The sequence below is a fragment of the Tateyamaria omphalii genome, from assembly GCF_001969365.1.
GTDB lineage: Bacteria > Pseudomonadota > Alphaproteobacteria > Rhodobacterales > Rhodobacteraceae > Tateyamaria > Tateyamaria omphalii_A.
The window spans coordinates 1274442-1296427 of record NZ_CP019312.1 but is presented as its reverse complement, the minus strand read 5'-3'; the positions used below and the strand labels follow the sequence as shown (position 1 = coordinate 1296427).

General features: G+C 65.0%; 22 protein-coding genes. 17 read left to right on the top strand and 5 right to left on the bottom strand.

Going from position 1 to position 21986, the window contains the following annotated elements; all coding sequences use genetic code 11:
* Positions 1 to 30: 30 nt before the first annotated feature.
* The 3 genes from BWR18_RS06460 to BWR18_RS06450 are packed head-to-tail and all read left to right on the top strand — an operon-like array spanning position 31 to position 3572.
* Positions 31 to 558 (top strand): GNAT family N-acetyltransferase, encoded by a 528-nt coding sequence (locus tag BWR18_RS06460; protein WP_076627217.1) that lies wholly within the window; start codon positions 31 to 33, stop codon positions 556 to 558.
* A gap of 12 nt (positions 559 to 570) precedes the next feature.
* Positions 571 to 2238, top strand: a complete 1668-nt coding sequence (locus tag BWR18_RS06455; RefSeq protein WP_076627216.1) for a peptidase domain-containing ABC transporter — start codon at positions 571 to 573, stop codon at positions 2236 to 2238.
* The gene (locus BWR18_RS06450) at positions 2235 to 3572 is read left to right on the top strand and encodes an HlyD family type I secretion periplasmic adaptor subunit (protein ID WP_076627215.1); all 1338 of its coding nucleotides are present in this window, start codon (positions 2235 to 2237) and stop codon (positions 3570 to 3572) included. The genes BWR18_RS06455 and BWR18_RS06450 overlap by 4 nt, the downstream gene beginning before the upstream one ends.
* Here BWR18_RS06450 and BWR18_RS06445 read toward each other — a convergent pair.
* Positions 3569 to 4492: an aminotransferase class IV gene (locus BWR18_RS06445; protein WP_076630166.1), complete on the bottom strand. Its 924-nt coding sequence runs from the start codon at positions 4490 to 4492 to the stop codon at positions 3569 to 3571. The genes BWR18_RS06450 and BWR18_RS06445 overlap by 4 nt on opposite strands.
* 127 nt (positions 4493 to 4619) lie before the next feature.
* On the opposite strand from BWR18_RS06445, the gene BWR18_RS06440 reads away from it, so the two are divergent.
* From BWR18_RS06440 to BWR18_RS06420, 5 genes are all read left to right on the top strand, one after another.
* Positions 4620 to 5075, top strand: a complete 456-nt coding sequence (locus tag BWR18_RS06440) for a GNAT family N-acetyltransferase (RefSeq protein ID WP_076627214.1) — start codon at positions 4620 to 4622, stop codon at positions 5073 to 5075.
* Between the two features lie 47 nt (positions 5076 to 5122).
* The gene (locus tag BWR18_RS06435; protein WP_076627213.1) at positions 5123 to 6040 is read left to right on the top strand and encodes a hypothetical protein; all 918 of its coding nucleotides are present in this window, start codon (positions 5123 to 5125) and stop codon (positions 6038 to 6040) included.
* Between the two features lie 242 nt (positions 6041 to 6282).
* Positions 6283 to 6612, top strand: a complete 330-nt coding sequence (locus tag BWR18_RS06430; protein WP_076627212.1) for a TfoX/Sxy family protein — start codon at positions 6283 to 6285, stop codon at positions 6610 to 6612.
* 70 nt (positions 6613 to 6682) lie between these two features.
* Positions 6683 to 6853, top strand: a complete 171-nt coding sequence (locus BWR18_RS06425) for a YqaE/Pmp3 family membrane protein (RefSeq protein ID WP_076627211.1) — start codon at positions 6683 to 6685, stop codon at positions 6851 to 6853.
* Complete coding sequence (locus BWR18_RS06420) at positions 6846 to 7223, top strand: DUF4112 domain-containing protein (RefSeq protein ID WP_076627210.1); 378 nt, start codon at positions 6846 to 6848, stop codon at positions 7221 to 7223. The genes BWR18_RS06425 and BWR18_RS06420 overlap by 8 nt, the downstream gene beginning before the upstream one ends.
* 296 nt (positions 7224 to 7519) lie before the next feature.
* On the opposite strand, the gene ndk is transcribed toward BWR18_RS06420, so the two are convergent.
* Positions 7520 to 7942, bottom strand: coding sequence for a nucleoside-diphosphate kinase (ndk, locus tag BWR18_RS06415; protein WP_058240757.1), 423 nt, complete (start codon positions 7940 to 7942; stop codon positions 7520 to 7522).
* Between the two features lie 60 nt (positions 7943 to 8002).
* Entirely contained in the window at positions 8003 to 9196 is a 1194-nt protein-coding gene (locus BWR18_RS06410) for a multidrug effflux MFS transporter (RefSeq protein ID WP_076627209.1), read from the bottom strand.
* 45 nt (positions 9197 to 9241) lie between these two features.
* On the opposite strand from BWR18_RS06410, the gene BWR18_RS06405 reads away from it, so the two are divergent.
* The 3 genes from BWR18_RS06405 (at position 9242) to BWR18_RS06395 (ending at position 12426) form a co-directional block, all read left to right on the top strand.
* Positions 9242 to 11089, top strand: coding sequence for an ABC-F family ATP-binding cassette domain-containing protein (locus BWR18_RS06405; protein WP_076627208.1), 1848 nt, complete (start codon positions 9242 to 9244; stop codon positions 11087 to 11089).
* Positions 11090 to 11189: 100 nt separating this feature from the next.
* Positions 11190 to 11813, top strand: a complete 624-nt coding sequence (locus BWR18_RS06400; protein ID WP_076627207.1) for a MarC family protein — start codon at positions 11190 to 11192, stop codon at positions 11811 to 11813.
* Positions 11814 to 11844: 31 nt separating this feature from the next.
* On the top strand, positions 11845 to 12426 hold the full coding sequence (locus BWR18_RS06395; RefSeq protein ID WP_076627206.1) for a retropepsin-like aspartic protease family protein: 582 nt from the start codon (positions 11845 to 11847) through the stop codon (positions 12424 to 12426).
* On the opposite strand, the gene BWR18_RS06390 is transcribed toward BWR18_RS06395, so the two are convergent.
* Both BWR18_RS06390 and BWR18_RS06385 read right to left on the bottom strand, forming a co-directional pair.
* Entirely contained in the window at positions 12423 to 12878 is a 456-nt protein-coding gene (locus tag BWR18_RS06390) for a DNA polymerase III subunit chi (RefSeq protein ID WP_076627205.1), read from the bottom strand. The genes BWR18_RS06395 and BWR18_RS06390 overlap by 4 nt on opposite strands.
* 1 nt (position 12879) lies before the next feature.
* A complete protein-coding gene (locus tag BWR18_RS06385) occupies positions 12880 to 14352 on the bottom strand; it encodes a leucyl aminopeptidase (protein ID WP_076627204.1) in 1473 nt (490 codons plus the stop codon).
* A gap of 164 nt (positions 14353 to 14516) precedes the next feature.
* Between BWR18_RS06385 and lptF the strand changes: the two genes are divergently transcribed.
* Genes lptF through rsmA form a run of 6 tightly spaced genes read left to right on the top strand, consistent with a single transcriptional unit; the run spans position 14517 to position 21950 of the window.
* Positions 14517 to 15644, top strand: a complete 1128-nt coding sequence (lptF, locus tag BWR18_RS06380; protein WP_076627203.1) for an LPS export ABC transporter permease LptF — start codon at positions 14517 to 14519, stop codon at positions 15642 to 15644.
* The gene (lptG, locus tag BWR18_RS06375; protein WP_076627202.1) at positions 15641 to 16738 is read left to right on the top strand and encodes an LPS export ABC transporter permease LptG; all 1098 of its coding nucleotides are present in this window, start codon (positions 15641 to 15643) and stop codon (positions 16736 to 16738) included. The genes lptF and lptG overlap by 4 nt, the downstream gene beginning before the upstream one ends.
* Before the next feature lies 1 nt (position 16739).
* Entirely contained in the window at positions 16740 to 18926 is a 2187-nt protein-coding gene (locus tag BWR18_RS06370) for an LPS-assembly protein LptD (RefSeq protein WP_083957652.1), read from the top strand.
* Positions 18923 to 20152: a peptidylprolyl isomerase gene (locus BWR18_RS06365; RefSeq protein ID WP_076627201.1), complete on the top strand. Its 1230-nt coding sequence runs from the start codon at positions 18923 to 18925 to the stop codon at positions 20150 to 20152. Before BWR18_RS06370 ends, BWR18_RS06365 begins: the two co-directional genes overlap by 4 nt.
* Complete coding sequence (gene pdxA, locus BWR18_RS06360) at positions 20149 to 21111, top strand: 4-hydroxythreonine-4-phosphate dehydrogenase PdxA (protein WP_076627200.1); 963 nt, start codon at positions 20149 to 20151, stop codon at positions 21109 to 21111. Before BWR18_RS06365 ends, pdxA begins: the two co-directional genes overlap by 4 nt.
* Entirely contained in the window at positions 21108 to 21950 is an 843-nt protein-coding gene (rsmA, locus tag BWR18_RS06355; RefSeq protein ID WP_076627199.1) for a 16S rRNA (adenine(1518)-N(6)/adenine(1519)-N(6))-dimethyltransferase RsmA, read from the top strand. Before pdxA ends, rsmA begins: the two co-directional genes overlap by 4 nt.
* Positions 21951 to 21986 lie beyond the last annotated feature (36 nt).

The following is a 21986-nucleotide window of genomic DNA, read 5'->3' as shown; positions in this document are numbered from 1 at the left end:
CGCGCCCACACGCGCACAGGAGACAGGCTCATGCCGACAGACCCATCCCCACAGGCCGTCACACCGGCCCCCACCGTGGTCGCGCGCGGCACCGTCACCGATGCCGAGGCAAAACCCTTCCTCAGACGGTGCTTTGCCGCCGCCTACCCGGCCTTCGCAACGCCGGACATGCTGGCCCATGTCGAGGATGTGCAGACAACCGACATCCTCGCCAACGAGGTCGAGGACCGGATTCTGATCGCCGCCCGGCAAGAAGGGCGGCTCGTCGGCCTGGGCGTCGGGGTACTGCGGCACCGCACGCTTTACGCCTGGGGGCTTTACGTCGATCCCGCCCTGCACCGAAGCGGGCTGGGAACGCGGATCATGGCCGCGCTCTGCGCCGATCTGGCCGATGACATCATGGTCGAGGTGCAGGTCTACAGCGAAAGCAACGATGCGCGCGCCTTTTACACCGCGCTGGGTTTCCAGACGACCGATCACACGCAAGCGGAACTCTTTCCGGGGCACATCTGCACGCTGGCCATCCTGTCTGCCGAACGCAGCGCGCTGCGGATCTGACGCCGCGCACCCATGACGACACCCCCCGCACAGGCAGATGAACGGCGCGAGATCAGGATCGGCTGGTTCACACCGACGCTGGGCAAACACCTGCATCTTTATGTGGAACTGGTGATCCTGGCGATCTGCGTGCGGCTTGTCACGCTGGTCGAACCGTTCATCTTCCAGGTGGTCATCGACCGGATCCTGCCCTTCCAACGCGAGGCATCGCTGACGGTCGTCGCAATCGTCTTTCTGGCCGCCGCCGCCTTCCAGATCCTGTTCGAGGTGCTGGCCACGATCCTGGGCACCCTCGCGGCCATGCGTATCCTCAAGGAACTGGCGCACAAGCTCTACCACCACCTCTTCAGCCTGCCCTTTGCGTTCTTCCGCAAATGGCAGGTCGGCGAAACCATCGCCCGCACGCAAGAGATCAACACGATCCAGAACTTCCTGCTGGATTCCACCACATCACTGTTTCTCGATGTGCTGTTCATCTTCATCTACATCTTCGTGCTCTTCAGCCTGTCGCCCACGCTGACCATGGTCATCCTGCTGGCCCTCCCGGTGCAGATCGCGATCTACGCGATCTTTGGGCCGCTCCTGCGGCGGCGCTTGCGGGTGCAGTTCGACATGTCCGCACGCCACCAGTCGCGGCTGGTCGAAAGCCTGTCGGGCATCGCCGCATTCAAGGCGCTGGGCGCCGAACGCCACCTCACGGCAGAACTGGACCGCACGCTGGCGCACAAGCTGGCCGCCGCGTTCCGAGTGCAGATGCTCAGCCTCGCCAACGGCAAGATGCTGGTGGGGATCGAAAAGCTGATCACCATCCTGATTATCTACCTCGGCGCCGGGCTGGTGTTCGAGGGCGAGATGACGCTGGGCGAACTGGTGGCCTTTCACCTCTTGGCCGCGCGCGTGACCGGCCCGATTGAAAACTTTTCGGCCTTCTGGGAAGCCTGGCAAAACCTGCGCGTGTCGCGCTTGCGCCTCGGCGATATCGTCAATCAGGACACCGAACCCTTCGACCAGAACCCGGCCCTGCCCGCCGGGATCACACCCTCACTGCACTTCGACGACGTGCACTTTGCCTATGGCGACGGCGCGCCGGTGCTGGACGGGTTTTCGCTGGCGGTGGCACCCGGCTCCTTCGCGCTGATCACCGGCCCGTCCGGCAGCGGCAAAAGCACCTTTGGCCGCCTTGCCGCTGGGCTGGAAAAACCGACCGCGGGAACGATCCGGCTGGGTGGGCACGACATCGCCGACTTTGATCCCCATGATGTGCGCAAGCATGTCGCCTATGTGCCGCAGGAATCCTACCTGTTCTCGGGCACCTTGCGCGACAACCTTGTCATTTCGAACCCGGACGCCAGCGATGCCGCACTTTGGGAGGCGCTGGAGCGGGCCGATGCGGGCTTTGTGCGGCACCTGGCGGGGGGGCTCGACACCCCTGTCGAAGAGGGCGGCAAATCACTCTCGGGCGGGCAACGACAGCGCCTGACGCTGGCCCGCGCCTTTGTTGCCAATCCGAACGTGCTGATCCTGGACGAACCGACCAGCGCGCTTGATGACGTCGCACGCCGCAACGTGATTGCGGGGCTGAATGCGATGGCGGGCGACACCACGATCATCGTGATCACCCACGCGCCGGACACGTTCGACAGGGCCGATGCGGTCATCACCTTCGGCGACGCCGCATGACCGACCTGCCCCGCCCCATCCCGGACCGCTCGCCGACCCTGCAACTGACGGTCCTGGCCATGGTGTCACTGTTCGTGGCCTGTGTCGTCGGCGCCTATGTCTTTCGGGTCGAGGTCGTGGCCACGGGTGAAGGCCGCATTGTCCCCGCCACCCGCGTCCAGATCGTGCAGCCCGAATTCACCGGCATCATCGAGGCGCTGCTCGTGCGCAACGGCCAAACCGTGGCGCAGGGCGACCCGCTCGTGCGTTTCGACGCCACCGAGGCGCAGGCCCAGTTAAGCGGGCTGACCGCGCGCAAGGACCAGCTGGTGGTCGAGGCGGTCCGCCTCAACGCGCTGCTCGCGCTGTTCGAGATGCTGGGGACACACGCACAGGACATGACCGCACTGCGCGACCAGGCTCTGGCGACGTTCGATGGCGCTCCGGACGCACGGGACAACCCGCTCGCGGCGGTCGAGCGGCAGTTGCTGCGGGCCGAATTGGACCAGCTGACCAACGCAGAGGCCGAACATGCCGCCCGGATCGCCGCCTTTGACGCCGATCTCGAGGTGCTCGCGGCGCAGCTGGAAGGCGTTCGGGAGCGCATCGACATCCAGGAGCAACGCATGGTCGCCACCCAAGAGCTGGTGGACCGCGAGGCGGCCTCCCGCGCGCGGCTTCTGGACACCGAAGAGGATCTGGGCAGCCTGCGCAATGCGCAGGTGGTCCTGCAAAGGCAGCGCGCGGCAGCCATGCGCAACGCGCGCGTCGCGCAGCAGAGCTATCAAAGCGCCAACGCCACCCGCACCGCCGACATTGCAACCCGGCTGTCGGCCATCGCGGTCGAGACGGCAACCCTGGACGAAGACCTGCGCGCCGCGCGGCGCCGCGTGTCCACGACCACCCTGACCGCGCCCACCGACGGCATCGTCGACCGGCTCGAGGTCCACACCATCGGCGGCGTGGTCGAGGGCGGCGCGCCCCTGATGCGGATCGTCCCGACCGGCTCCGCGCTCGAAATCCAGGCGCGGTTTTCAAACCGCGACGTAGGGTTCATGGCTGTGGGCCAGCAGGCAAACATCCGGCTGCACCCGTATCCGTCCGAACGCTTCGGCGTGCTGGTGGGCACAGTCAGCGACATTTCCGCGGATTCGATCGAGTTTGCCACGGACGAATGGGGCTATCAGGCCATCATCGTGCCCGCCACACCCGACCTGATCCACGCCGGGCGCAGCTACGCCCTGCGTCCCGGCATGACCGCCTCCATCGACGTGACCACCAACGACAGACGCATCCTCAGCTATTTCTTCGCCCCGATCATCGCCACGCTGCAAGGTGCGCTGCGCGAGCGTTAACCCTCCCGGCTGGCCTTGATCAGCGCCTTGTAGGCCGCGCGCAGCCGCCGAAACACCGGCCCCGCCACACCGCCGCCAATCACCCGCCCGTCAATCTCGAACACCGGCGTCTGCGCCCCAAAGGTGCCGGTCAGAAACGCCTCGTCCGCCGCGTAGGTGTCGACCAGCGAAAAATTCCGCTCGAACACCGGGATCCCCTCGGCCCGGCACAGATCAATCACCTTCTGACGGGTGATCCCGTTCATGCAATAATCCCCGGTCGAGGTCCAAACCGCCCCCTTCTTCACCACAAAGAAGTTGCAGGCATTGGTCGTGTTCACAAATCCGAACGGGTCCAGCATCAGCGCCTCGTCCGCCCCGGCGCGCACGGCATGGTTCAGCGCGATGATGCAGTTCAGCTTGGAATGCGAGTTCAGCTTGGCATCCTGCGTCAGCGGGAGGCCGCGATGATGCGGCACCGTGTGCAACCTGATCCCACGCGCGACCACGCTGTCATCCGGTTTCGAATGCTCGGCAATGATGACGATGGTGGACCCCCACAGGCTCAGATGCGGGTGCTGGAACGGCTTGGCCTTGCGCCCCCGCGTCACCATCAGACGCACATGAACATCCGTTTCCATCCCATTGGCCTGCAACGTTTTCCACACCGCCGCCTTCAGCCCGTCGCGGTCCAGACCGATCTCAATCTCGGTATAGACCGCCGCCTCAAACAGCCGATCCAGATGGTCGTCAAAAAACGGGATATGCCCGTCATAAAGGCGCAAGCCCTCCCAGATCCCATCGCCCAGCATGAACCCGCTGTCATAGACCGATACGACCGCCTGCGCGCGCGGCACGATCTGGCCGTCCACATAGATCAGAATGTCCTCATTACGGTCGTCGGCCGCAGCATCATGGGTGGACACAGGGTGTTCGGTCATCAGGCGCTCCTTTGCGCACCGTGATGCCACCCCGCCGCAGACCCGCGCAAGGGGCGACAACCGCTTTGCACACCCCGGCACATCCGGCGTACACCTTGCGCCAACACCACCAACGGAGCGCGCAAAAATGATCACACGCGACGGCACAGTCGACGACGTCCCGCAAATGAGCGCATTCCTCAAGGACCTCACAGCCGCCGGAAAACGCATCAGCCCCGATGACCCGGATTTCGTGCGCGAAAACTACATTCTGGGCACGGACAAGATCCGCCTGACCGTCGCCGACGACAACGGCACGATCCTCGGCTTTCAATCCCTGAAACGGGCACAGCCCGGCAACACATGGGGGGTGGCGCCCGGTTGGGGCATCATCGGCACCCATATCCGCCCCTCGGCCGCCCGGCGCGGCGTCGGGCGCGCGCTCTTCGACGTCACACTTGAGGGCGCGCGCGCCGCGGGGCTCACGTCCATCGACGCCTCCATCGGCGCCACGAACCCCGAAGGACAGGCCTATTACGACGCGATGGGCTTTCGCACCTACCGCACGCCCGACGGCTTGGTCTGCAAACGTTACGACCTCTAGGCGCAGACCCGTTTGCACGGTCCCACGACCTGCGCCATGGTGCCCGCATGACCCAGACCTATACGATCAGGACCGACCGCCTGACAGCCACGTTCGACCCCGATGGCGCGCGCATGCGCAGCCTGTACCTTGATGGCGGGCCAAACCTGATCCTCGACGTGGATGATGCGGTCAGTGCCGCCCTGCGCGACGCCTATGGCGGCACCATCGTCGGACCGCTGGCCAACCGGGTGCGCGGCGGCAGGGTGCCTGTGGGTGACACGGTCCACCAGATGCGCTGCAACGAAAACGGGATCACGGCGCTGCACAGCGGACCCGACGGGTTGGACCGCGCGCAGTGGCGTGTCACTGGTCAGCACCCCGCCCGCCTGTGCCTGCAACACAGTTTGCCGCACGGCCATGGCGGCCTACCCGGCAACCGTGTGATCGACCTCGACTACGCCGTCGAGGACACGACGCTCACCACCAACATCCGGATGCGCACAGACGCGCCGACCCCGGCGTCGATCGCGCACCACCCCTATTGGCGCGTCGGCCCGGATCACCGTTTGCACATCCACGCCGATCACTACCTGCCCACCGATGACGCAAACCTGCCCACGGGCACCATCGCCCCGGTCGCGGACACCCCCTTCGACCACTGCACACCGCGCGCCATTGATCCGGGCACCGATCACAATTTCTGCGTGGCAGAGACAACGTCACCAAGCCCGCGGCCCATGGCGGTCTTGCACACCAACGGCCACATATTGCGCATCGCCAGCACCGAACCGGGGCTACAGGCCTATTCCGGCGCTTTCCTTCCCACGATCCCGCAGGCCCATATCGCGCCGCTGTCGGGCATCGCGCTGGAACCGCAGGGCTGGCCTGACGCGGTCAACCACCCGCATTTCCCCAGTGTGATTGTGACGCCCGATCACCCTTACGTGCAGATCACGACATATACGCTGCAATCTGCCACATAATTGCCACATTTCAGCCACGCCCTCGGCACAGACCCGTGCTGGGGTAATGGTGCCGCACCCCGACGCGGCCAATGTCAAATCGTAAGAGGTAACGAAATGTCGAGCACACCACGCCCCTCGGCGCCGCAACAACCGCCGCAACCGCAGCCCAGGAAAGAGGCCAAACCGGCCCCGATCATCACGGATTACGCCAGCATCTAAGCCCGCGTGACAGCACCAATTCGGCTGGATATGGTCGGCGCATGAGCGACCCGGTCTCCTCCATCCGCAACCTTGGCCCGGCCATGGATGCCGCCTGTGCCAAGGCTGGCATTCCAGACGCCGACACATTGCGCAGCCTCGGTGCGGACGAGGCCTACGCCCGCCTCCTGCGCTCCGGCATGCGCCCCCATTTCATCGGCTACTACGTGCTGGTCATGGGCCTTCAGGGGCGCCCCTGGAATGACTGCAAGGGCGAAGAGAAAAAGGCCCTGCGCAAGCGCTTCGATACGATCAAGGCGCAGGCCTTCGACAAGGACCTCAGCGCCTTCGAACGCACCCTGAACGAGATTGGCGTGATCGCCAAACCCTGATCCTTCGGGAACCTTTTCCGTCAAAGTCCCGTTCTTTCTGCAACTGCACCGCAACCGAAGGAACAAGAAAATGGACCTCATCCGCATCATCCTCGCCGTCATTCTGCCCCCGCTGGGCGTGTTCCTGCAGGTGGGCATCGGCAAACATTTCTGGATCAACATCCTGCTGACCCTGCTGGGCTACATCCCCGGCATCGTCCACGCCGTCTGGGTCATCGCCCGCACGCCCGAACATGCCTGATTGCACCGATCAGATTGAGCATCTCGACCGCATCGCCCGGACCATGGACCGGGCGGTGCGGTTGCCCATTGTCGGGGTCCATGTCGGCTGGGACAGCATCCTTGGCCTGATCCCCGGCATCGGCGACGCGCTGACCCTTGGCCCCGCAGGCTATATCGTGGTGCAGGCGCACAGGATGGGCACGCCCGGTGCCCTGAAGGCGCGGATGCTGGGCAACATCGGCATCGACGCCCTGATCGGGTCGATCCCGCTGGTCGGTGACCTCTTCGACATCGGCTGGAAGGCGAACACGCGCAACGTGGCGTTGCTGCGCAAGCATTTCGAGAGCGAGCAGGACGATGCACCGAACGGTGCAGTCACATCCTCTTAACGCTGCGCCTGCACTGTCTACACTCTACCGCATCTCGTATCGGCTGTTCTGAAACGACATAGGCCGGTGCACCGGGTGTGCACGCCCTGTGTACGGAGTGTGCACGCAAGTCACACCATGAAATAAACGTTAAAACCATTTCAAATCATTATGTTACGAAGCGCACCTCACGCAACGCGACACCAAAACCAAACCCCGTTGCCCGCACGCTCCGTTAACCACTCATAAACCAATAAAAAACCGGCGCACCCATGGGCACGCCGGTGTCTGTCATTTGCACGGAAAGTGCCGCAGGCTTAGCCCACCAGCTCCAGCCCCGAGAAGAAGTAAGCGATCTCAACCGCAGCCGTCTCCGGCGCGTCCGAACCGTGGACCGAATTCTCGCCCACGCTCTCCGCAAATTCGGCGCGGATCGTGCCGGGGGCGGCATCAGCCGGGTTGGTCGCACCCATCACTTCACGGTTCTTGGCAATGGCGCCCTCGCCTTCCAGAACCTGCGCCACGATCGGGGCCGACGCCATGAATTCGCACAGCTCGTCATAGAACGGACGCTCGGCATGCACGGCATAGAACACACCCGCTTGCGCCTTGGTCAGGTGGATGCGCTTTTGCGCAACGATGCGCAGGCCCGCCTCTTCGAACTTGGCGTTGATCGCGCCCGTCAGGTTGCGGCGTGTTGCATCGGGTTTGATGATGGAAAAGGTGCGCTCAAGGGCCATGGTATTCTCCTGTCGACAGCGCCCGGGACCGTCCCGTACGCGAAAATCTGCGCCCCCGTATCATGGGGTTTTCGGCTTGGAAAGCCCTGTCTCGCCCTGCTCCCACCGGGCTGCGGCAAGGGCTGCGCCAAGGGCCAGAACCAAGGTCACCAGCATGAGCATCAGAAGCCCTTCGGGTGTCGCCCGCCCGCCCAGCACAGCCGTTGTGAGCCAGCTCAGACCAGCGCCCAGACCCAGGCCCACCGCCCCGCTGACCCCCGACGCACTGCCCGCCAGATCCGGCCGCACCGACAGCGCGCCCGCATTGGCATTGGCCAGCGACAACCCATTGCCGATGCCGATGGTCACCGTACTCAGAAACAGCGGCCAGACCAGCGCGCCGCCGCCGGAATAGTAGGTCAAGGCCGCACCCAGCCCCGCAATCGGCACCATCCGCCCCAGCAGGATCAGGCGCATCGGCCCCACCCGCTCCACCAGCCGCGCGGACACCCCGGCCCCGACCAGAAAGCCTGCCGTGGTGGACCCAAGCCCGATCCCGATCTGCGCCGGGCTCAGCCCGAACACCCCCGCCGCGACGAAAGGCGCCCCGGTCAGGAACATGTAAAACGTCCCAACCCCAAGGGCTTGGAGGCCGACATAGGCCCAGAAGAGGCGCGATTGCAGCAGTGCGGCAAACTGCAACCGCTGGCCCTGCCGGGTGCCATGCGTCTCGCCCAGATCCCGCAGGCACCACAACAGCAACCCCGCGCCAAGAGCCGCATAAACCACGAACACCGACCGCCAGCCAAACGCCGTCTCAAGCAGCCCACCGACCATCGGCGCAAGCATTGGCGCCACCGCCATGGCCGACGCAATCAGCGACAGTTTGGCCGCCGCCACCCGCCCCTGATACATATCCCGCACCACGGCGGAGGCGAGGATGCCCCCGCCCACCGCAACCGCCTGCCCCGTCCGCGCAATCAGAAACAGCGTGATGTCCTGCGCCAGCAGACACAGCACCGACGCCAGCCCATAGACGACCAGAAGCCCCAGGATCACAGGCCGCCGCCCCACCCGGTCCGACAGCGGCCCGATCAGCACCTGCAACACGGCAGCCGCCAGCATGTAAAGCGAGATCGACCGCCCCATAACGGCTTCGGACACGCCAAAGGCTTCGCGCATCGCGGGCAGCGCAGGCAGGAACATGTTCAGCGTCAGCACACTCAGCGCTGTCAGCAAAACGAGGGTCACAAGATGGGGCGGGGCCTTGGTCATCCGCAGGGGCTAGCACGGGCAGCAACCCTCTGCTAGAGCGCGCCCATGCTGCGCATTTCTGACATCACCTACGCCATCGCGGGTCGCCCTCTGTTCGAAGGGGCGAGCGCCGTCATTCCCGAAGGCCACAAGGTCGGCCTCGTGGGCCGCAACGGCACGGGCAAGACCACGCTCTTTCGCTTGATCTATGGCGAACTGGCCCTGGAATCAGGCGACATCTCCCTGCCCTCCGGCGCGCGGATCGGCGGCGTGGCGCAAGAGGTTCCGGCCTCCGACACGTCCCTGCTCGACACGGTTCTGGCGGCGGACACCGAACGCGCAGAATTGCTTGCGGATCAAAGCCAGGACCCCGAACGCATTGCCGAAATCCAGACCCGCCTGGCCGATATCGACGCCTGGTCGGCCGAGGCGCGGGCCGCCACGATCCTCAAGGGCCTCGGGTTCGACGACGCCGACCAGCTCAAACCCTGCGCCGACTTCTCGGGCGGCTGGCGCATGCGCGTGGCCCTTGCCGCCGTGCTCTTTGCCCAGCCCGACCTGCTGCTGCTCGATGAGCCCACCAACTACCTCGACCTCGAAGGGGCGCTCTGGCTCGAATCCTACCTCGCAAAATACCCCCACACGGTCGTCATCATCAGCCACGACCGCGGCCTGTTGAACCGGGCGGTCGGCGCGATCCTGCACCTCGAAGACCGCAAGCTGACCTATTACCAGGGGCCCTACGACCAGTTCGCGCGCCAACGCGCCGAAAAGCTGGCCGTCGCCGCCGCCCAGGCCAAAAAGCAAGAGGCGCGCCGCGCCCACCTGCAATCCTATGTGGACCGCTTCCGCTACAAGGCGGACAAGGCGCGCCAGGCGCAATCCCGGCTCAAGGCGCTGTCGAAAATGCAGCCCATCACGACCCCGCAAGAGGCGGGGCTGAAACGGTTCGACTTTCCCAACCCCGAAGAACTGTCGCCGCCCATCATCCACCTCGACGGCTCCAGCACCGGCTATGGCGACACGACCGTGCTGTCCAAACTGAACCTGCGCATCGACCAGGACGACCGCATCGCGCTGCTGGGCAAGAACGGCCAGGGCAAGTCCACTCTGTCGAAGCTGCTGTCGGACCGCTTGCCCTCGATGACAGGCAAGATGACCAAATCCTCCAAGCTGCGCATCGGCTACTTCGCCCAGCACCAGGTGGATGAACTGCACGTGGACGAAACCCCGCTCGACCACCTGCGCCGCGAACGGCCCGGCGAAAGCCCCGCCAAATGGCGCGCGCGGCTGTCGGGCTTCGGGCTCATGGCGGACCAGGCGGACACGGTCGTGGGCAAACTCTCCGGCGGGCAAAAAGCGCGCCTGTCGCTCTTGCTGGCCACACTCGACGCCCCGCATATGCTGATCCTGGACGAGCCCACCAACCACCTCGATATTGAGTCCCGCGAGGCGCTTGTCGAAGCGCTCACCAACTACACCGGCGCCGTGATCCTTGTCAGCCACGACATGCACCTCCTGGAACTGGTGGCCGACCGGCTGTGGCTGGTGTCGCACGGCACGGTCAAGCCGTTCGAAGACGATCTCGAAGCCTACCGCAAACAGCTCCTGAGCGACGGCAAGCCGCCGAAGACCCGAAAACCCGATGCGCCCAAAGCAAAAAAACCCAGCCGCGATGCGATCCTGGCCTTGCGCTCCGAAGTGCGCAAGTCCGAGGCACGCGTGGAAAAGCTGAACCAGATGCGCGACAAGCTGGCGGGCAAACTCGCCGACCCCATGCTTTACGAAGATGAAAACATCTCGGAAATGGAGGTTTGGCAACGCAAATACGCCGAGGTCATGGACGCACTGGACCGGGCCGAAAGCCTCTGGATGCAAGACCTCGAAAAACTGGAAACCGCCGAACGGGCCTGACCTTCTTCTCTTTGGGAAATACGGCGGGGAGTTTGAGGGGTGGAACCCCTCATTCAAAAAGGAAATCGAACGCGCCAAGGGCGCTCAATATGGCAACAGAATGATCGACACCGCCTTCCTCATCACCGCCTTCGTGACCATGTTCGTGGTGATCGACCCCATTGGCCTCGCCCCCCTGTTCGTGGCTCTGACCCAAGGCGTACCCGAACGCCAGCGTCGGGCCATCGCGCTGCGGGCCTGCGCCATCGGCATGATGATCCTCATCGTCTTTGCACTCTTTGGCGAAGCGGTGCTGGGCTTCATCGGCATCTCCATGCCCGCCTTCCGCGTCGCAGGTGGTGTGCTCTTGTTCCTGACGGCGCTCGACATGCTCTTCGAGCGGCGCACCAAGCGGCGCGAAGATCGGTCCGAGGACACCGACCAGGACGACCCGTCCGTGTTTCCACTGGCCATCCCGCTCATCGCCGGACCGGGCGCCATCGCATCCGTCATCCTGCTCACGGGCCAGAAACCGGGGGTCGAGGGGCTGGCTCTCGTCCTCGCCATCACTGCCCTCGTGCTGGGGGTCTGCCTGATCCTGTTCCTCGCCTCAAGCCTGCTGGAACGCGCCTTGGGCAAGACCGGGATCACCGTCGTAACCCGCCTTCTCGGCATGCTGCTTGCGGCCCTGTCGGTACAGTTCGTTCTGGACGGTTTGCGCAATTTCGGACTGATGCCGGGCTGAAACCCATACGCAACCGACCTATATACACCTCATGAGCGGCGACAGCATTGCACAACTGATCTATCTGGGCACCTTTGCCCTGGTCCTCGGGGGCGGGTTTCTCCTGTCCACCAAGCTCAGGCTCAGCCAGACATTGCAGATGGCAGCCATCTGGGCGCTGATCTTCATCGGGGCCATCGGCGTCGTGGGGCTCTGGGGCGACATTCAGGACGATCTGCTGGCAAACCAGACCCGCTTTGACGACAGCGGCACCATCACCATCCCGCGCAGCTTTGACGGCCATTATTACCTGACGCTCGATATCAACGGGCAGCCCACCGATTTCATCGTGGACACGGGTGCGACAGACATCGTGCTGAACCGCGCCGATGCCGAAGCCGCTGGGCTGGACCCGGCCAACCTGACCTTCCTGGGCCGCGCCGCGACGGCGAACGGCGAGGTGCGCACCGCGCCCGTCCGTCTCGACACGGTCGCCATCGGCCCACACGAGGACACCAACGTGCCCGCCGTCGTGAACAACGGCGAGTTGGGCCAGTCCCTGCTGGGTATGGGCTATCTGCAACGCTGGGGCCGGATCGAAATCGCGGGCGGAGAGATGACACTCAGCCGCTAGGTCTCGGCCTTCTTCTCCCAGCGCCCGCTTTCCTCGGACCAGTATTGCGCCGAGGCACCCGCATCCTTCAGCGCCTTCCACTGCGCCCGCGCGACGTTCAAAGCGTCCGGGTCATTGCCGTCAAACAGCACGCAGACGCGGTCAAGCGCCGCCACCTCCTCCGCCGTGACCTCAGCCCCGTCGATGGTCATCACGCAGGTGGCATTGTTGGCCGCAGGCCCTGTCGTCAGCAAAACAGGCTGGTCCGCATCATGCGGACCACCCGCCATGCCGTGGGGCAAGAACCCCTCGTCCGCTCCAAGCCACAGCTTCTCATCCAGCCAGCCCAGACGACCCGCATCGGGGCCACGCACCGCCACACGCCAACCCGCTTGCAGCGCCTTGCCCAACAGCATGGTCAGCGTGTCCTCAAGCGGGCGACGCGTCAGGTGGTAGAAATAGGCAGCGCCCATGTCACTCCGTCTCGTATCCGTCAGCCACAAGGCGGTTGAGCGCCATCACGCCCCAGCCGGTGGCGCCCGCAGGGGCCAGCGCCGTGGCCGATTTGACCGACGCGACACCCGCGATATCCAGGTGGATCCAAGGCGTCTCGGGCTTCACAAAGCGTTGCAGGAACTGCGCCGCAGTCACCGACCCGGCAGGCCGACCGCCGATGTTCTTCATATCCGCGATCCGCGACTTCAGCAGATCGTCATAGGCCTGGCCCAGCGGCATCCGCCACGCGCCTTCGTTCTCCTTGGCGGCGGCCTTCAGGAACGCGTTGCAGAAGTCATCATTGTTGGAAAAGACACCCGCGTTCTCGTGGCCCAGACCGATGATGATTGCGCCCGTCAGCGTGGCCAAATCGACCATGCCCGCCGGTTCAAACCGGTCCTGCGCATACCACATCACGTCACACAGAACGAGCCGTCCCTCGGCGTCGGTGTTGATGATCTCGACCGTGTCACCCTTCATCGACGTGACGACATCGCCGGGCCGGGTCGCGTTGCCCGAGGGCATGTTTTCGACCAGACCGACCAGGCCCACGACATTCGCCTTGGCCTTGCGCTTGGCCAGTGCGCGCATCGTGCCTGCGACCACACCCGCACCGCCCATGTCCATGGTCATGTCTTCCATGCCTGCCGCCGGTTTTAGGCTGATGCCGCCAGTGTCGAACACCACGCCCTTGCCCACCAGCGCCAGCGGAGCCGCATCTTTCTCGCCCCCCTTCCACTGCATGACGACCACCTTGGAGGGGCTGTCAGATCCCTGCCCCACGGATAGAAGCGTGCGCATGCCCAGCTTTTCCAGCTCAGCCTCGTCCAGCACCTCGACCTCCAGCCCCAGTTCCGTCATCGCGACCAGCCGGTCGGCGAACTCGGTCGTGGTCAGCACGTTGGCCGGTTCATTGGTCAGATCGCGCGTCATGAACGCGCCCTCCGCTATGGCCATCAACGGTGCGGCGGCGGCTTCGGCCTCCTCCGGTTTCGAGCACATGATCGTGACGCCGGTGTCGCTGTCAGTGGCGTCGGTCTTGTGGGCGGAAAACTCATAGTCCCGCATGGCAACGCCAAAGGCGATCTCGGCCACGCGGCGCGCGCCGTCTGCGGCCAGCAGCACCGCCTTGCCGCCCCGCGCCTTGCCCAACGCAGCGCCCGCCTTGCGTGCCTCTTCAACCGAGTGGTTGCGCGGCAGGCAGATCACGTCGAGCGCTTCGACCGCCATGCCCACGGGCCAGGCAAAGGTTGTCACCTGCCCCGGCTTCACCTTCTCGAATGCGGCGCTGTCGACAAAGCGCTGCACCGCACCCTTGGTCAGCCGGTTTGCGCGACGCGCACTTTGCTCCAGCTTGCCCTCGGGCGTGACAATGACCGCGACGCGGCCCTCGTGCCCGGCAATGGCGTCAAGGTCGGTGGCTGTGAAGGTGACGGGGGTCAGGTCGGTCATTGGGTGCTCCGATTATGTCTTTGCACAAGTGGTAACGCGGCGCCGTCGGACTGACCAGCACCGTCAGGTCAGTTTTGGAGTTTTCCCCGCCGGTCCATTGGGGTAAGTTCACAGCACACGCTGCCGCGTTTAAAAAGACGAACACACCACAACCGGGGGGGGCATTGGTCCGATTTGACCGCTATATGTTGTCACAGCTCATGTGGCTCTTTGGCTTCTTCGCCCTCGTTCTGGTGTCCGTTTTCTGGATCAATCGCGCCGTGCAATTGTTCGACCGGTTGATCGGAGACGGCCAGACGGCACTGGTGTTTCTGGAGTTTTCTGCTCTGGGTCTGCCCCGTCTGATCACAACCGTTCTGCCCATCGCGACCTTCGCCGCCGCGGTCTATGTCACCAACCGGCTGAACAACGAAAGCGAGCTGACGGTGATGATGTCGACCGGCACGTCGCCCTGGCGGCTGGCGCGGCCCGTGGCGGTGTTCGGACTGATCTCTGCCCTGATGATGTCGGTGCTCAGCCATATCCTGGTGCCTGCGGCCAGTGAACAGCTGACCCAGCGCGAGGCTGAGATTTCGCGCAACGTCACATCGCGCCTGTTGACCGAGGGCACGTTCCTGAGCCCTACACCCGGCGTCACCTTCTACACCCGCGCCATCGACGAAGACGGCGTGCTGCAGGACGTGTTCCTCGCGGACCGCCGCACCCCGAACGAGCGGGTCATCTACACAGCCGCCGAAGCCTATCTTGTGCGCAACGCCGACGGCACGGCGCTGATCATGGTCGATGGGCTGGCGCAGCGGCTGGCCACGACCGACAACCGCCTGTCCACCGCCAAGTTTCAGGATTTTTCCTTCGACATCTCACCGCTGATGAATGGCGAGGATCAGATCGCACCCTCGCTGCCGTTCCTGCGCACGCACGCGCTGCTGCAGGGCTGGGACGACATCGCACGCGCGCTCGGGACAACGCCGGGCGCCGTTGCGGAAGAGGTTCACAGCCGTTTTGCCCGGGCGGCCTTCTGCCTTGTCACCGCCCTGATCGGCTTCGCCACCTTGCTGGTGGGCGGCTATTCCCGGTTCGGGGCCTGGCGCGAGGTCGTGATCGCGTTCCTGTTGCTCATCGCCTTGGACGGTATGCGCAGCGCCTTGTCCCCGCCCGTGCTGGCTGATGCGCGCATGTGGCCCATCCTTTACACGCCCTCGGTCCTTGGATTGGGTCTGACGGCGGGCCTTTTGTGGTTTGCCTCGGGCGGCAGCGCCCGATTGCGCCGTCTACGGGGGCGCACGGCATGATTCTGCACATGTATTTCGCCCGCCGGTTCGCGCTCGCCCTTCTGAGTATTGCGGCGGTGCTGACCGCACTCGTCGGCCTCGTCGATCTGATCGACCAGACGCGGAAATTTGCGCAATTCGGGGTGGGCTTCGCTCAGCGGATCGGGTTGACGCTGCTGAATGTGCCCGAAACGCTGAACCAGATCCTTCCCCTTATCATGATCCTGGCCACCGTCGCGCTCTTCGTGTCGCTGGCCCGGTCGTCAGAATTGGTGGTGACGCGAGCGGCAGGGCGCTCGGCCCTGCGGGCACTTGTGGGGCCCGTCGTCGTGTCGATCATCATCGGCATTCTGGCCACGACCACCCTTGGCCCCATGGTCGCCGCGACATCCAAGCGTTACGCCACCCTGGCCGAGACCTATCGCTCGGGCGGCGTGTCGGCGCTGTCCATCTCGGAAGAAGGGTTGTGGCTGCGCCAGGGCAGCGACACCGGACAAACGGTGATACGTGCGGCCCGGTCCAACGCGGATGCCTCCGTGCTTTATGGCGTGACCTTTGTCGCCTATGCGCCCAATGGCGGCCCCGTCCGCAGGATCGAGGCGGCAAGTGCCGCACTGCGCGACGGCGCCTGGTCGCTGCGCATGGCCAAGGCGTGGCCGCTGACCGTCGGGATCAACCCCGAGGCCAACGCGGTCGAGCACGAAATCCTTGAAATCCCCTCGACCCTGACGCTGGACAGCATTCGCGAACGTCTGGGCACACCGGCGGGCGTGTCGATCTGGGACATGCCCGAGTTCATCGAACAGTTGGAACAGGCCGGGTTTTCCGCCCGCAAGCACGTCGTCTGGATGCAGACGGAACTGGCGCGCCCGATCTTTCTGATGGGCATGGTTCTTGTTGCCGCGGCCTTCACGATGCGCCATACCCGGTTCGGGGGGACCGGCACGGCAGTGCTGGCTGCGGTGTTGCTGGGGTTTGGTTTGTACTTCATCCGAAGCTTTGCACAGATACTGGGCGAAAACGGCCAGATACCCGTGCTGCTGGCAGCATGGGCACCGCCCGTGGCGTCGATCCTGCTGGCCCTCGGGCTGCTCTTGCGGGCAGAGGACGGCTAGGGTGCGGCGCATCTTCCGACATATCACGGCGGCCTGCCTGCTGCTGACGGCAGTGACCGGCCACGCTATCGCGCAGACGCAACCGGATGCACCAGCGACCGAAGCACCAGCGGCCGTCTTGGTGGCAGACGACATCGAGGTGACCCGCGACCGCCGCCTGATCGCCCGCGGCAATGTCGAGGCATTCCAGGGCACCACACGGCTCAGCGCGCAGGCCATCGAATACAACCCCGACACCGGTGCGCTGACCATAACTGGCCCCATCGTGATCGAAGACGGCGAGAGTGTCCTGATCCTCGCCAGCCAGGCCGAACTGAGCGAAGACCTCGAAAACGGCCTTCTGACCGGCGCGCGCCTTGTGCTGAATGACCAGTTGCAGCTTGCGTCGGTGCAGATGAACCGCGTCGGCGGGCGCTACACTCAGCTTTACAAGACTGCCGTCACATCCTGCCGCATCTGCGAGGACGATCCCCGGCCCCCGCTGTGGCAGATCCGGGCCAAGCGCGTTGTCCACGACCAGGAGGAGCGCCAGCTGTATTTCGACGGCATGCAATTGCGGGTGCTGAACACACCCATCTTCTACCTGCCACGGCTGCGCTTGCCCGACCCGACCCTTGAACGGGCGACCGGTGTCTTGCTGCCGCAGATCCGTTTCAATTCCCGCCTCGGGACCGGGCTGGCCGTGCCCTATTTCTTCAAGCTGGGCGATCACCGCGACCTCACGCTGACGCCGTATTTTTCAAGCGGCACGCGCACGCTCGAATTCCGCTATCGCCAGGCGTTTCGGCGCGGACGGATCATCGTGCAGGGCGCCTATTCCGATGACGATCTGCAACCGGATGACGCACGAGGTTACCTGTTTGCGGCGGGCGAATTCGCCCTGCGCCGCGACTTTGTCCTCGAGTTTGATATCGAATCCGTCTCGGACGACGCCTATCTCAACGACTACGGCCTGTTCGGCAAAGACCGGCTGGACAGCACGATCCAGCTGTCCCGCGCGCGGCGTGACGAGTTTATCCGCCTGTCTTACATCAACTTCAAATCGCTGCGGGATGGCGACGATGATGCCCTTTTGCCGTCGGATGTGGTTGATGCGCTCTATGAACGACGGTTTCACCCGGGCCGGATTGGCGGCGAAGTGCGTCTCGCGGCCGAAGCCCACGCCCACGAACGCCCCTCGGACGTGGATTTCGACTCGGATGGCGACGGGTTTGTGGATGGCACGGACGTGTTGCGCTTCAGCTTTGACGCGGAGTGGCTGCGGACGATGCAGTTCGGCGGCCTGCAAATGCAATCGACCCTCGGGCTGGCCGCCGATGTCATTCGGGTCAGCGATGACGCCACCTTTGGCAGCGGCGACAGCGGCCTTGCGCCCAAGGCCGGGATCACCCTGCGCTACCCTCTGGTCCGGCGCGGGAACAACGGCGTGCGTCAGTTTTTCGAACCCATCGCGCAGCTGTCCTGGATTGGCGGCGACGGCCTGCACGTGCCCAATGACGAAAGCACGCGCGTCGAATTCGACGAGGGCAACCTGCTGTCGCTCAGCCGCTTTCCGTCCGAAGACCGGCGCGAACGTGGTTGGGCGCTGGCCTATGGCGGCACCTGGGCGCGGCTGGACCCGGACGGCTGGTCGGCCAGCCTGACGCTGGCGCAGATACTTCGCGAGGAAGAGCAAGCCGACTTCAATGAAACGTCCGGCCTCTCTGGCACCACCTCGGATTTCCTGCTTGCGGGCAAGCTCGAATTTGACGGCGGACTGGCGCTTTATGGCCGCACGCTTTTCAACGAAAGTTTTGATGTGTCCAAGGCCGAAGTGCGCGGGGCCTGGACACGCGACAGGCTGCGCTTGGGCGGCAGCTATGTCTGGATATCCGAAGATCCCGATATCGACCTGGAATCAAATATCGGCGAAGTCACATTCGACGGCGGCTACAAGATTGACCGCTTCTGGACCGCCAACGCCACCTGGCGATACGATCTGGAAACCGGTCGCGCCGCTACGGCGGGCGCCGGGGTGGCCTATACCAACGAATGCGTCACCGTGGGCCTGTCGGTCAATCGCACCTTCGCGGACTCGACAACCCTTGAGCCCTCGACCAGTCTAGGGTTAACAGTGTCCCTGCGGGGGTTCTCGGTCAACACCGGGGAGCGCGTGGAAACACGATCATGCGGAAAGCAGGCGAGATGAGCGGTAAGAAATTTCGGCAAGCGTTGATTGCAACATGCGCGCTGGTCCTGTCGACGATGCAGGCACCGGCCCAGGGTCTGTTCGACCCGGTCGCACAGGTCGACCAGCGCACGATCACCGAATTCGAGGTGCAGCAACGCCAGCGCTTTCTGCGCCTGCTCGGCGCCAGCGGCAGCGGCCGCACCGAAGTGATCGAAGAATTGATCCGCGACCGCCTGCGCGAGGCAGAAACCCGCGCGGTGGGCATTGTGCTGGGCCCCGACGAGTTGGCCGCTGGCCTGGCGGAATTTGCCGCCCGCGCCGATCTGACCACCGAAGAGTTTGTACAAGGGCTGAGCAGCGAGGGCGTCGCCGAAGAGACCTTCCGCGACTTTGTGAACGTGCAGCTTGTCTGGCGCGACTACATTCGCGCCCGCTTTGGCAACCGTGTGAATGTCGGCGACCGCGAGATTGACCGCGCCGTCCAGTCCGCCCGCGGCAATTCCGGCATCGAAGTGCTGGTGTCCGAGATCATCATTCCGGCCCCGCCGCAAGAGGCGGAACGGGTGCTGGAGCAGGCCGAAATCATCGCTCAGGCAACGACAGAGGCCGAATTCTCGAGCTTTGCGCGCCGCTTTTCGGCGACCGCATCGCGCGACGCCGGGGGCCGCCTGCCCTGGACCCCGATCTCTGAATTGCCGCCTGTTCTGCGCCCGCTGCTGCTGGCGCTTGGTCCGGGCGATGTGACAGCGCCCTTGCAGATCCCCAACGCCGTCGCCCTGTTCCAGCTGCGCGACATCCGCGAGACCGAGGCCCCGCAGCGGTCGTTCTCGGCCATCGAGTACGCGGCGTACTATATCAACGGTGGGCGCACGCCCGAAGCGCTGTCGCGCGCCCAGTCGATTGCCGCCCGGGTGGACCGCTGCGATGACCTCTATGGCGTCGCGCAAGGTCAGCCTGACAACGTGCTCGACCGTGGCAGCCTGCCGCCCGAGGAGATCCCCGACGACATCGCCATCGAACTGTCCAAGCTGGACCCCGGCGAAGTGTCGACCGCGCTGACCCGCGCCGGTGGGAGCACGCTGGTGTTCCTGATGCTGTGTGGCCGCACACCCGCGCTCGAGGAAGATCAGGAGATCGACCGGGCCGCGGTCGCCTCCCAGCTGCGCAACCAGCGCCTGAACGCGTTTTCCGAGACACTGCTGGCGGATCTGCGGGCTGACGCCGACGTGCGCATCTTCGAATGACGGCACGGCCTGTCGCCATCTGCTGTGGCGAACCGGCGGGCATCGGCCCGGAGATTGCAGCCAAGGCCTGGGCCGCCCTGCGCCACGACGTCCCCATGGTGTGGCTGGGTGATCCGACGCACCTGCCTGCGGACACGCCTTGGACTGAAATCACCGATTGCAAGGATGTAGACGCGACTGACGCCCTGCCCGTCCTGCGCCACGACTTCCCCGCTCCGGTCACGTCTGGCAAGCCGACGTTTGAGAACGCGCAGGGCGTCATCGACGTCATCGCGCGCGGCGTCGGATTGGTGACGGACGGGGACGCGGCGGCGCTGTGCACCGCGCCCATCCACAAGAAGGTCCTGATGGACGGCGCGGGTTTTGCCTATCCCGGACACACCGAATACCTTGAGGCGCTCACCGGCGCGCCCCGCGCCGTCATGATGCTGGCCTCTGACGCGCTGCGGGTTGTGCCGACGACCATCCACATCGCGCTTGCGGATGTCCCGGACGCCCTCACGCCGGACCTGCTGCGCGAGACGATCCAGATCACGGCACAGGCCTTGCGCGACCAGTTCCACCTGCCCGCCCCCCGCATCGCCGTCGCGGGGCTGAACCCGCATGCGGGCGAAGGCGGTGCCATGGGGCGGCAGGAGCAGGACTGGATCACGGATCTGGTTGCCGACATGGCAGAGGGCGGTCTGGACGTCTCCGGCCCCTGGCCTGCCGATACGATGTTCCACGCCGCTGCGCGCAGCCGCTATGACGTGGCGATCTGCATGTATCACGACCAGGCGCTGATCCCGATCAAGACGCTGGATTTCGACCGCGGCGTGAATGTCACCCTCGGCCTGCCGATCATCCGCACCTCGCCCGATCACGGCACCGCATTCGACATCGCCGGGCGCGGCATCGCCAACCCCACCAGCATGATCGAAGCCATTCGCCTCGCCCACAAGATGGCGCAGGGCGCATGAGCGCCATCGACGACCTGCCCCCGCTGCGCGAGGTGATCGCCACCCACGGGCTGAGCGCGCGCAAGGCGCTGGGGCAGAACTTCCTGCTCGACCTGAACCTGACGGCCAAGATCGCGCGGCAGGCTGGTGATCTGAGCGGCTCCGATGTGCTTGAGATTGGCCCCGGCCCCGGCGGGCTGACGCGTGGGCTTCTGTCCGAAGGCGCGCGCAAAGTGCTCGCCATCGAAAAGGATGCCCGCTGCCTGCCCGCCCTGGCCGAGATTGCCGACCGCTATCCGGGCCGCCTGCAGGTGATTGAGGGCGACGCGCTCGAGATTGATCCGCTGGCGCACCTGACACCGCCCATCCGCGTCGCGGCCAACCTGCCCTACAACGTGGGCACGGAATTGCTGGTGCGCTGGCTCACGCCGCCCGTCTGGCCGCCCTTCTGGCAATCGCTGACGCTTATGTTCCAGCGCGAGGTGGCCGAACGGATCGTGGCGCAGCCGGGCTCAAAGACCTATGGCCGCCTCGCCGTTCTGGCGCAGTGGCGCGCGGATGCCCGGATCGTGCTGTCACTGCCACCGGACGCTTTCACGCCGCCGCCAAAAGTGTCGAGCGCGGTTGTCCATCTGAACGCTCTGCCGGAGCCCAAGTTCGACGCCGATGCCGCCGTGCTCAGCCGCGTGGTCGCCGCCGCATTCAATCAACGTCGCAAGATGCTGCGCGCCGCGCTCAAGGGCACAGCCCCAGACATCGAAGACCGTCTGATGGCCGCAGGGATCAAGCCGACCGACCGGGCCGAACAGCTGCCGCTTGAGGCCTTCTGCGCCCTCGCCCGCGAAGTCGCCAAGGGCTGAAACGACAACGGGCGCGCCAATGGCACGCCCGTCTTG

Bases quoted from the DNA above. Each gene is read 5' to 3' on its own strand.
- BWR18_RS06405 (WP_076627208.1), top strand. From the start codon at position 9,242: ATGCTGCGCATTTCTGACATCACCTACGCCATCGCGGGTCGCCCTCTG.
- ndk (WP_058240757.1), bottom strand. From the start codon at position 7,942: ATGGCCCTTGAGCGCACCTTTTCCATCATCAAACCCGATGCAACACGC.
- lptG (WP_076627202.1), top strand. From the start codon at position 15,641: ATGATTCTGCACATGTATTTCGCCCGCCGGTTCGCGCTCGCCCTTCTG.
- BWR18_RS06445 (WP_076630166.1), bottom strand. From the start codon at position 4,492: ATGACCGAACACCCTGTGTCCACCCATGATGCTGCGGCCGACGACCGT.
- BWR18_RS06450 (WP_076627215.1), top strand. From the start codon at position 2,235: ATGACCGACCTGCCCCGCCCCATCCCGGACCGCTCGCCGACCCTGCAA.
- BWR18_RS06430 (WP_076627212.1), top strand. From the start codon at position 6,283: ATGAGCGACCCGGTCTCCTCCATCCGCAACCTTGGCCCGGCCATGGAT.
- BWR18_RS06410 (WP_076627209.1), bottom strand. From the start codon at position 9,196: ATGACCAAGGCCCCGCCCCATCTTGTGACCCTCGTTTTGCTGACAGCG.
- BWR18_RS06420 (WP_076627210.1), top strand. From the start codon at position 6,846: ATGCCTGATTGCACCGATCAGATTGAGCATCTCGACCGCATCGCCCGG.
- BWR18_RS06440 (WP_076627214.1), top strand. From the start codon at position 4,620: ATGATCACACGCGACGGCACAGTCGACGACGTCCCGCAAATGAGCGCA.
- BWR18_RS06460 (WP_076627217.1), top strand. From the start codon at position 31: ATGCCGACAGACCCATCCCCACAGGCCGTCACACCGGCCCCCACCGTG.
- BWR18_RS06435 (WP_076627213.1), top strand. From the start codon at position 5,123: ATGACCCAGACCTATACGATCAGGACCGACCGCCTGACAGCCACGTTC.
- BWR18_RS06425 (WP_076627211.1), top strand. From the start codon at position 6,683: ATGGACCTCATCCGCATCATCCTCGCCGTCATTCTGCCCCCGCTGGGC.
- BWR18_RS06455 (WP_076627216.1), top strand. From the start codon at position 571: ATGACGACACCCCCCGCACAGGCAGATGAACGGCGCGAGATCAGGATC.
- BWR18_RS06365 (WP_076627201.1), top strand. From the start codon at position 18,923: ATGAGCGGTAAGAAATTTCGGCAAGCGTTGATTGCAACATGCGCGCTG.
- BWR18_RS06400 (WP_076627207.1), top strand. From the start codon at position 11,190: ATGATCGACACCGCCTTCCTCATCACCGCCTTCGTGACCATGTTCGTG.
- rsmA (WP_076627199.1), top strand. From the start codon at position 21,108: ATGAGCGCCATCGACGACCTGCCCCCGCTGCGCGAGGTGATCGCCACC.
- pdxA (WP_076627200.1), top strand. From the start codon at position 20,149: ATGACGGCACGGCCTGTCGCCATCTGCTGTGGCGAACCGGCGGGCATC.
- BWR18_RS06395 (WP_076627206.1), top strand. From the start codon at position 11,845: ATGAGCGGCGACAGCATTGCACAACTGATCTATCTGGGCACCTTTGCC.
- BWR18_RS06385 (WP_076627204.1), bottom strand. From the start codon at position 14,352: ATGACCGACCTGACCCCCGTCACCTTCACAGCCACCGACCTTGACGCC.
- BWR18_RS06390 (WP_076627205.1), bottom strand. From the start codon at position 12,878: ATGGGCGCTGCCTATTTCTACCACCTGACGCGTCGCCCGCTTGAGGAC.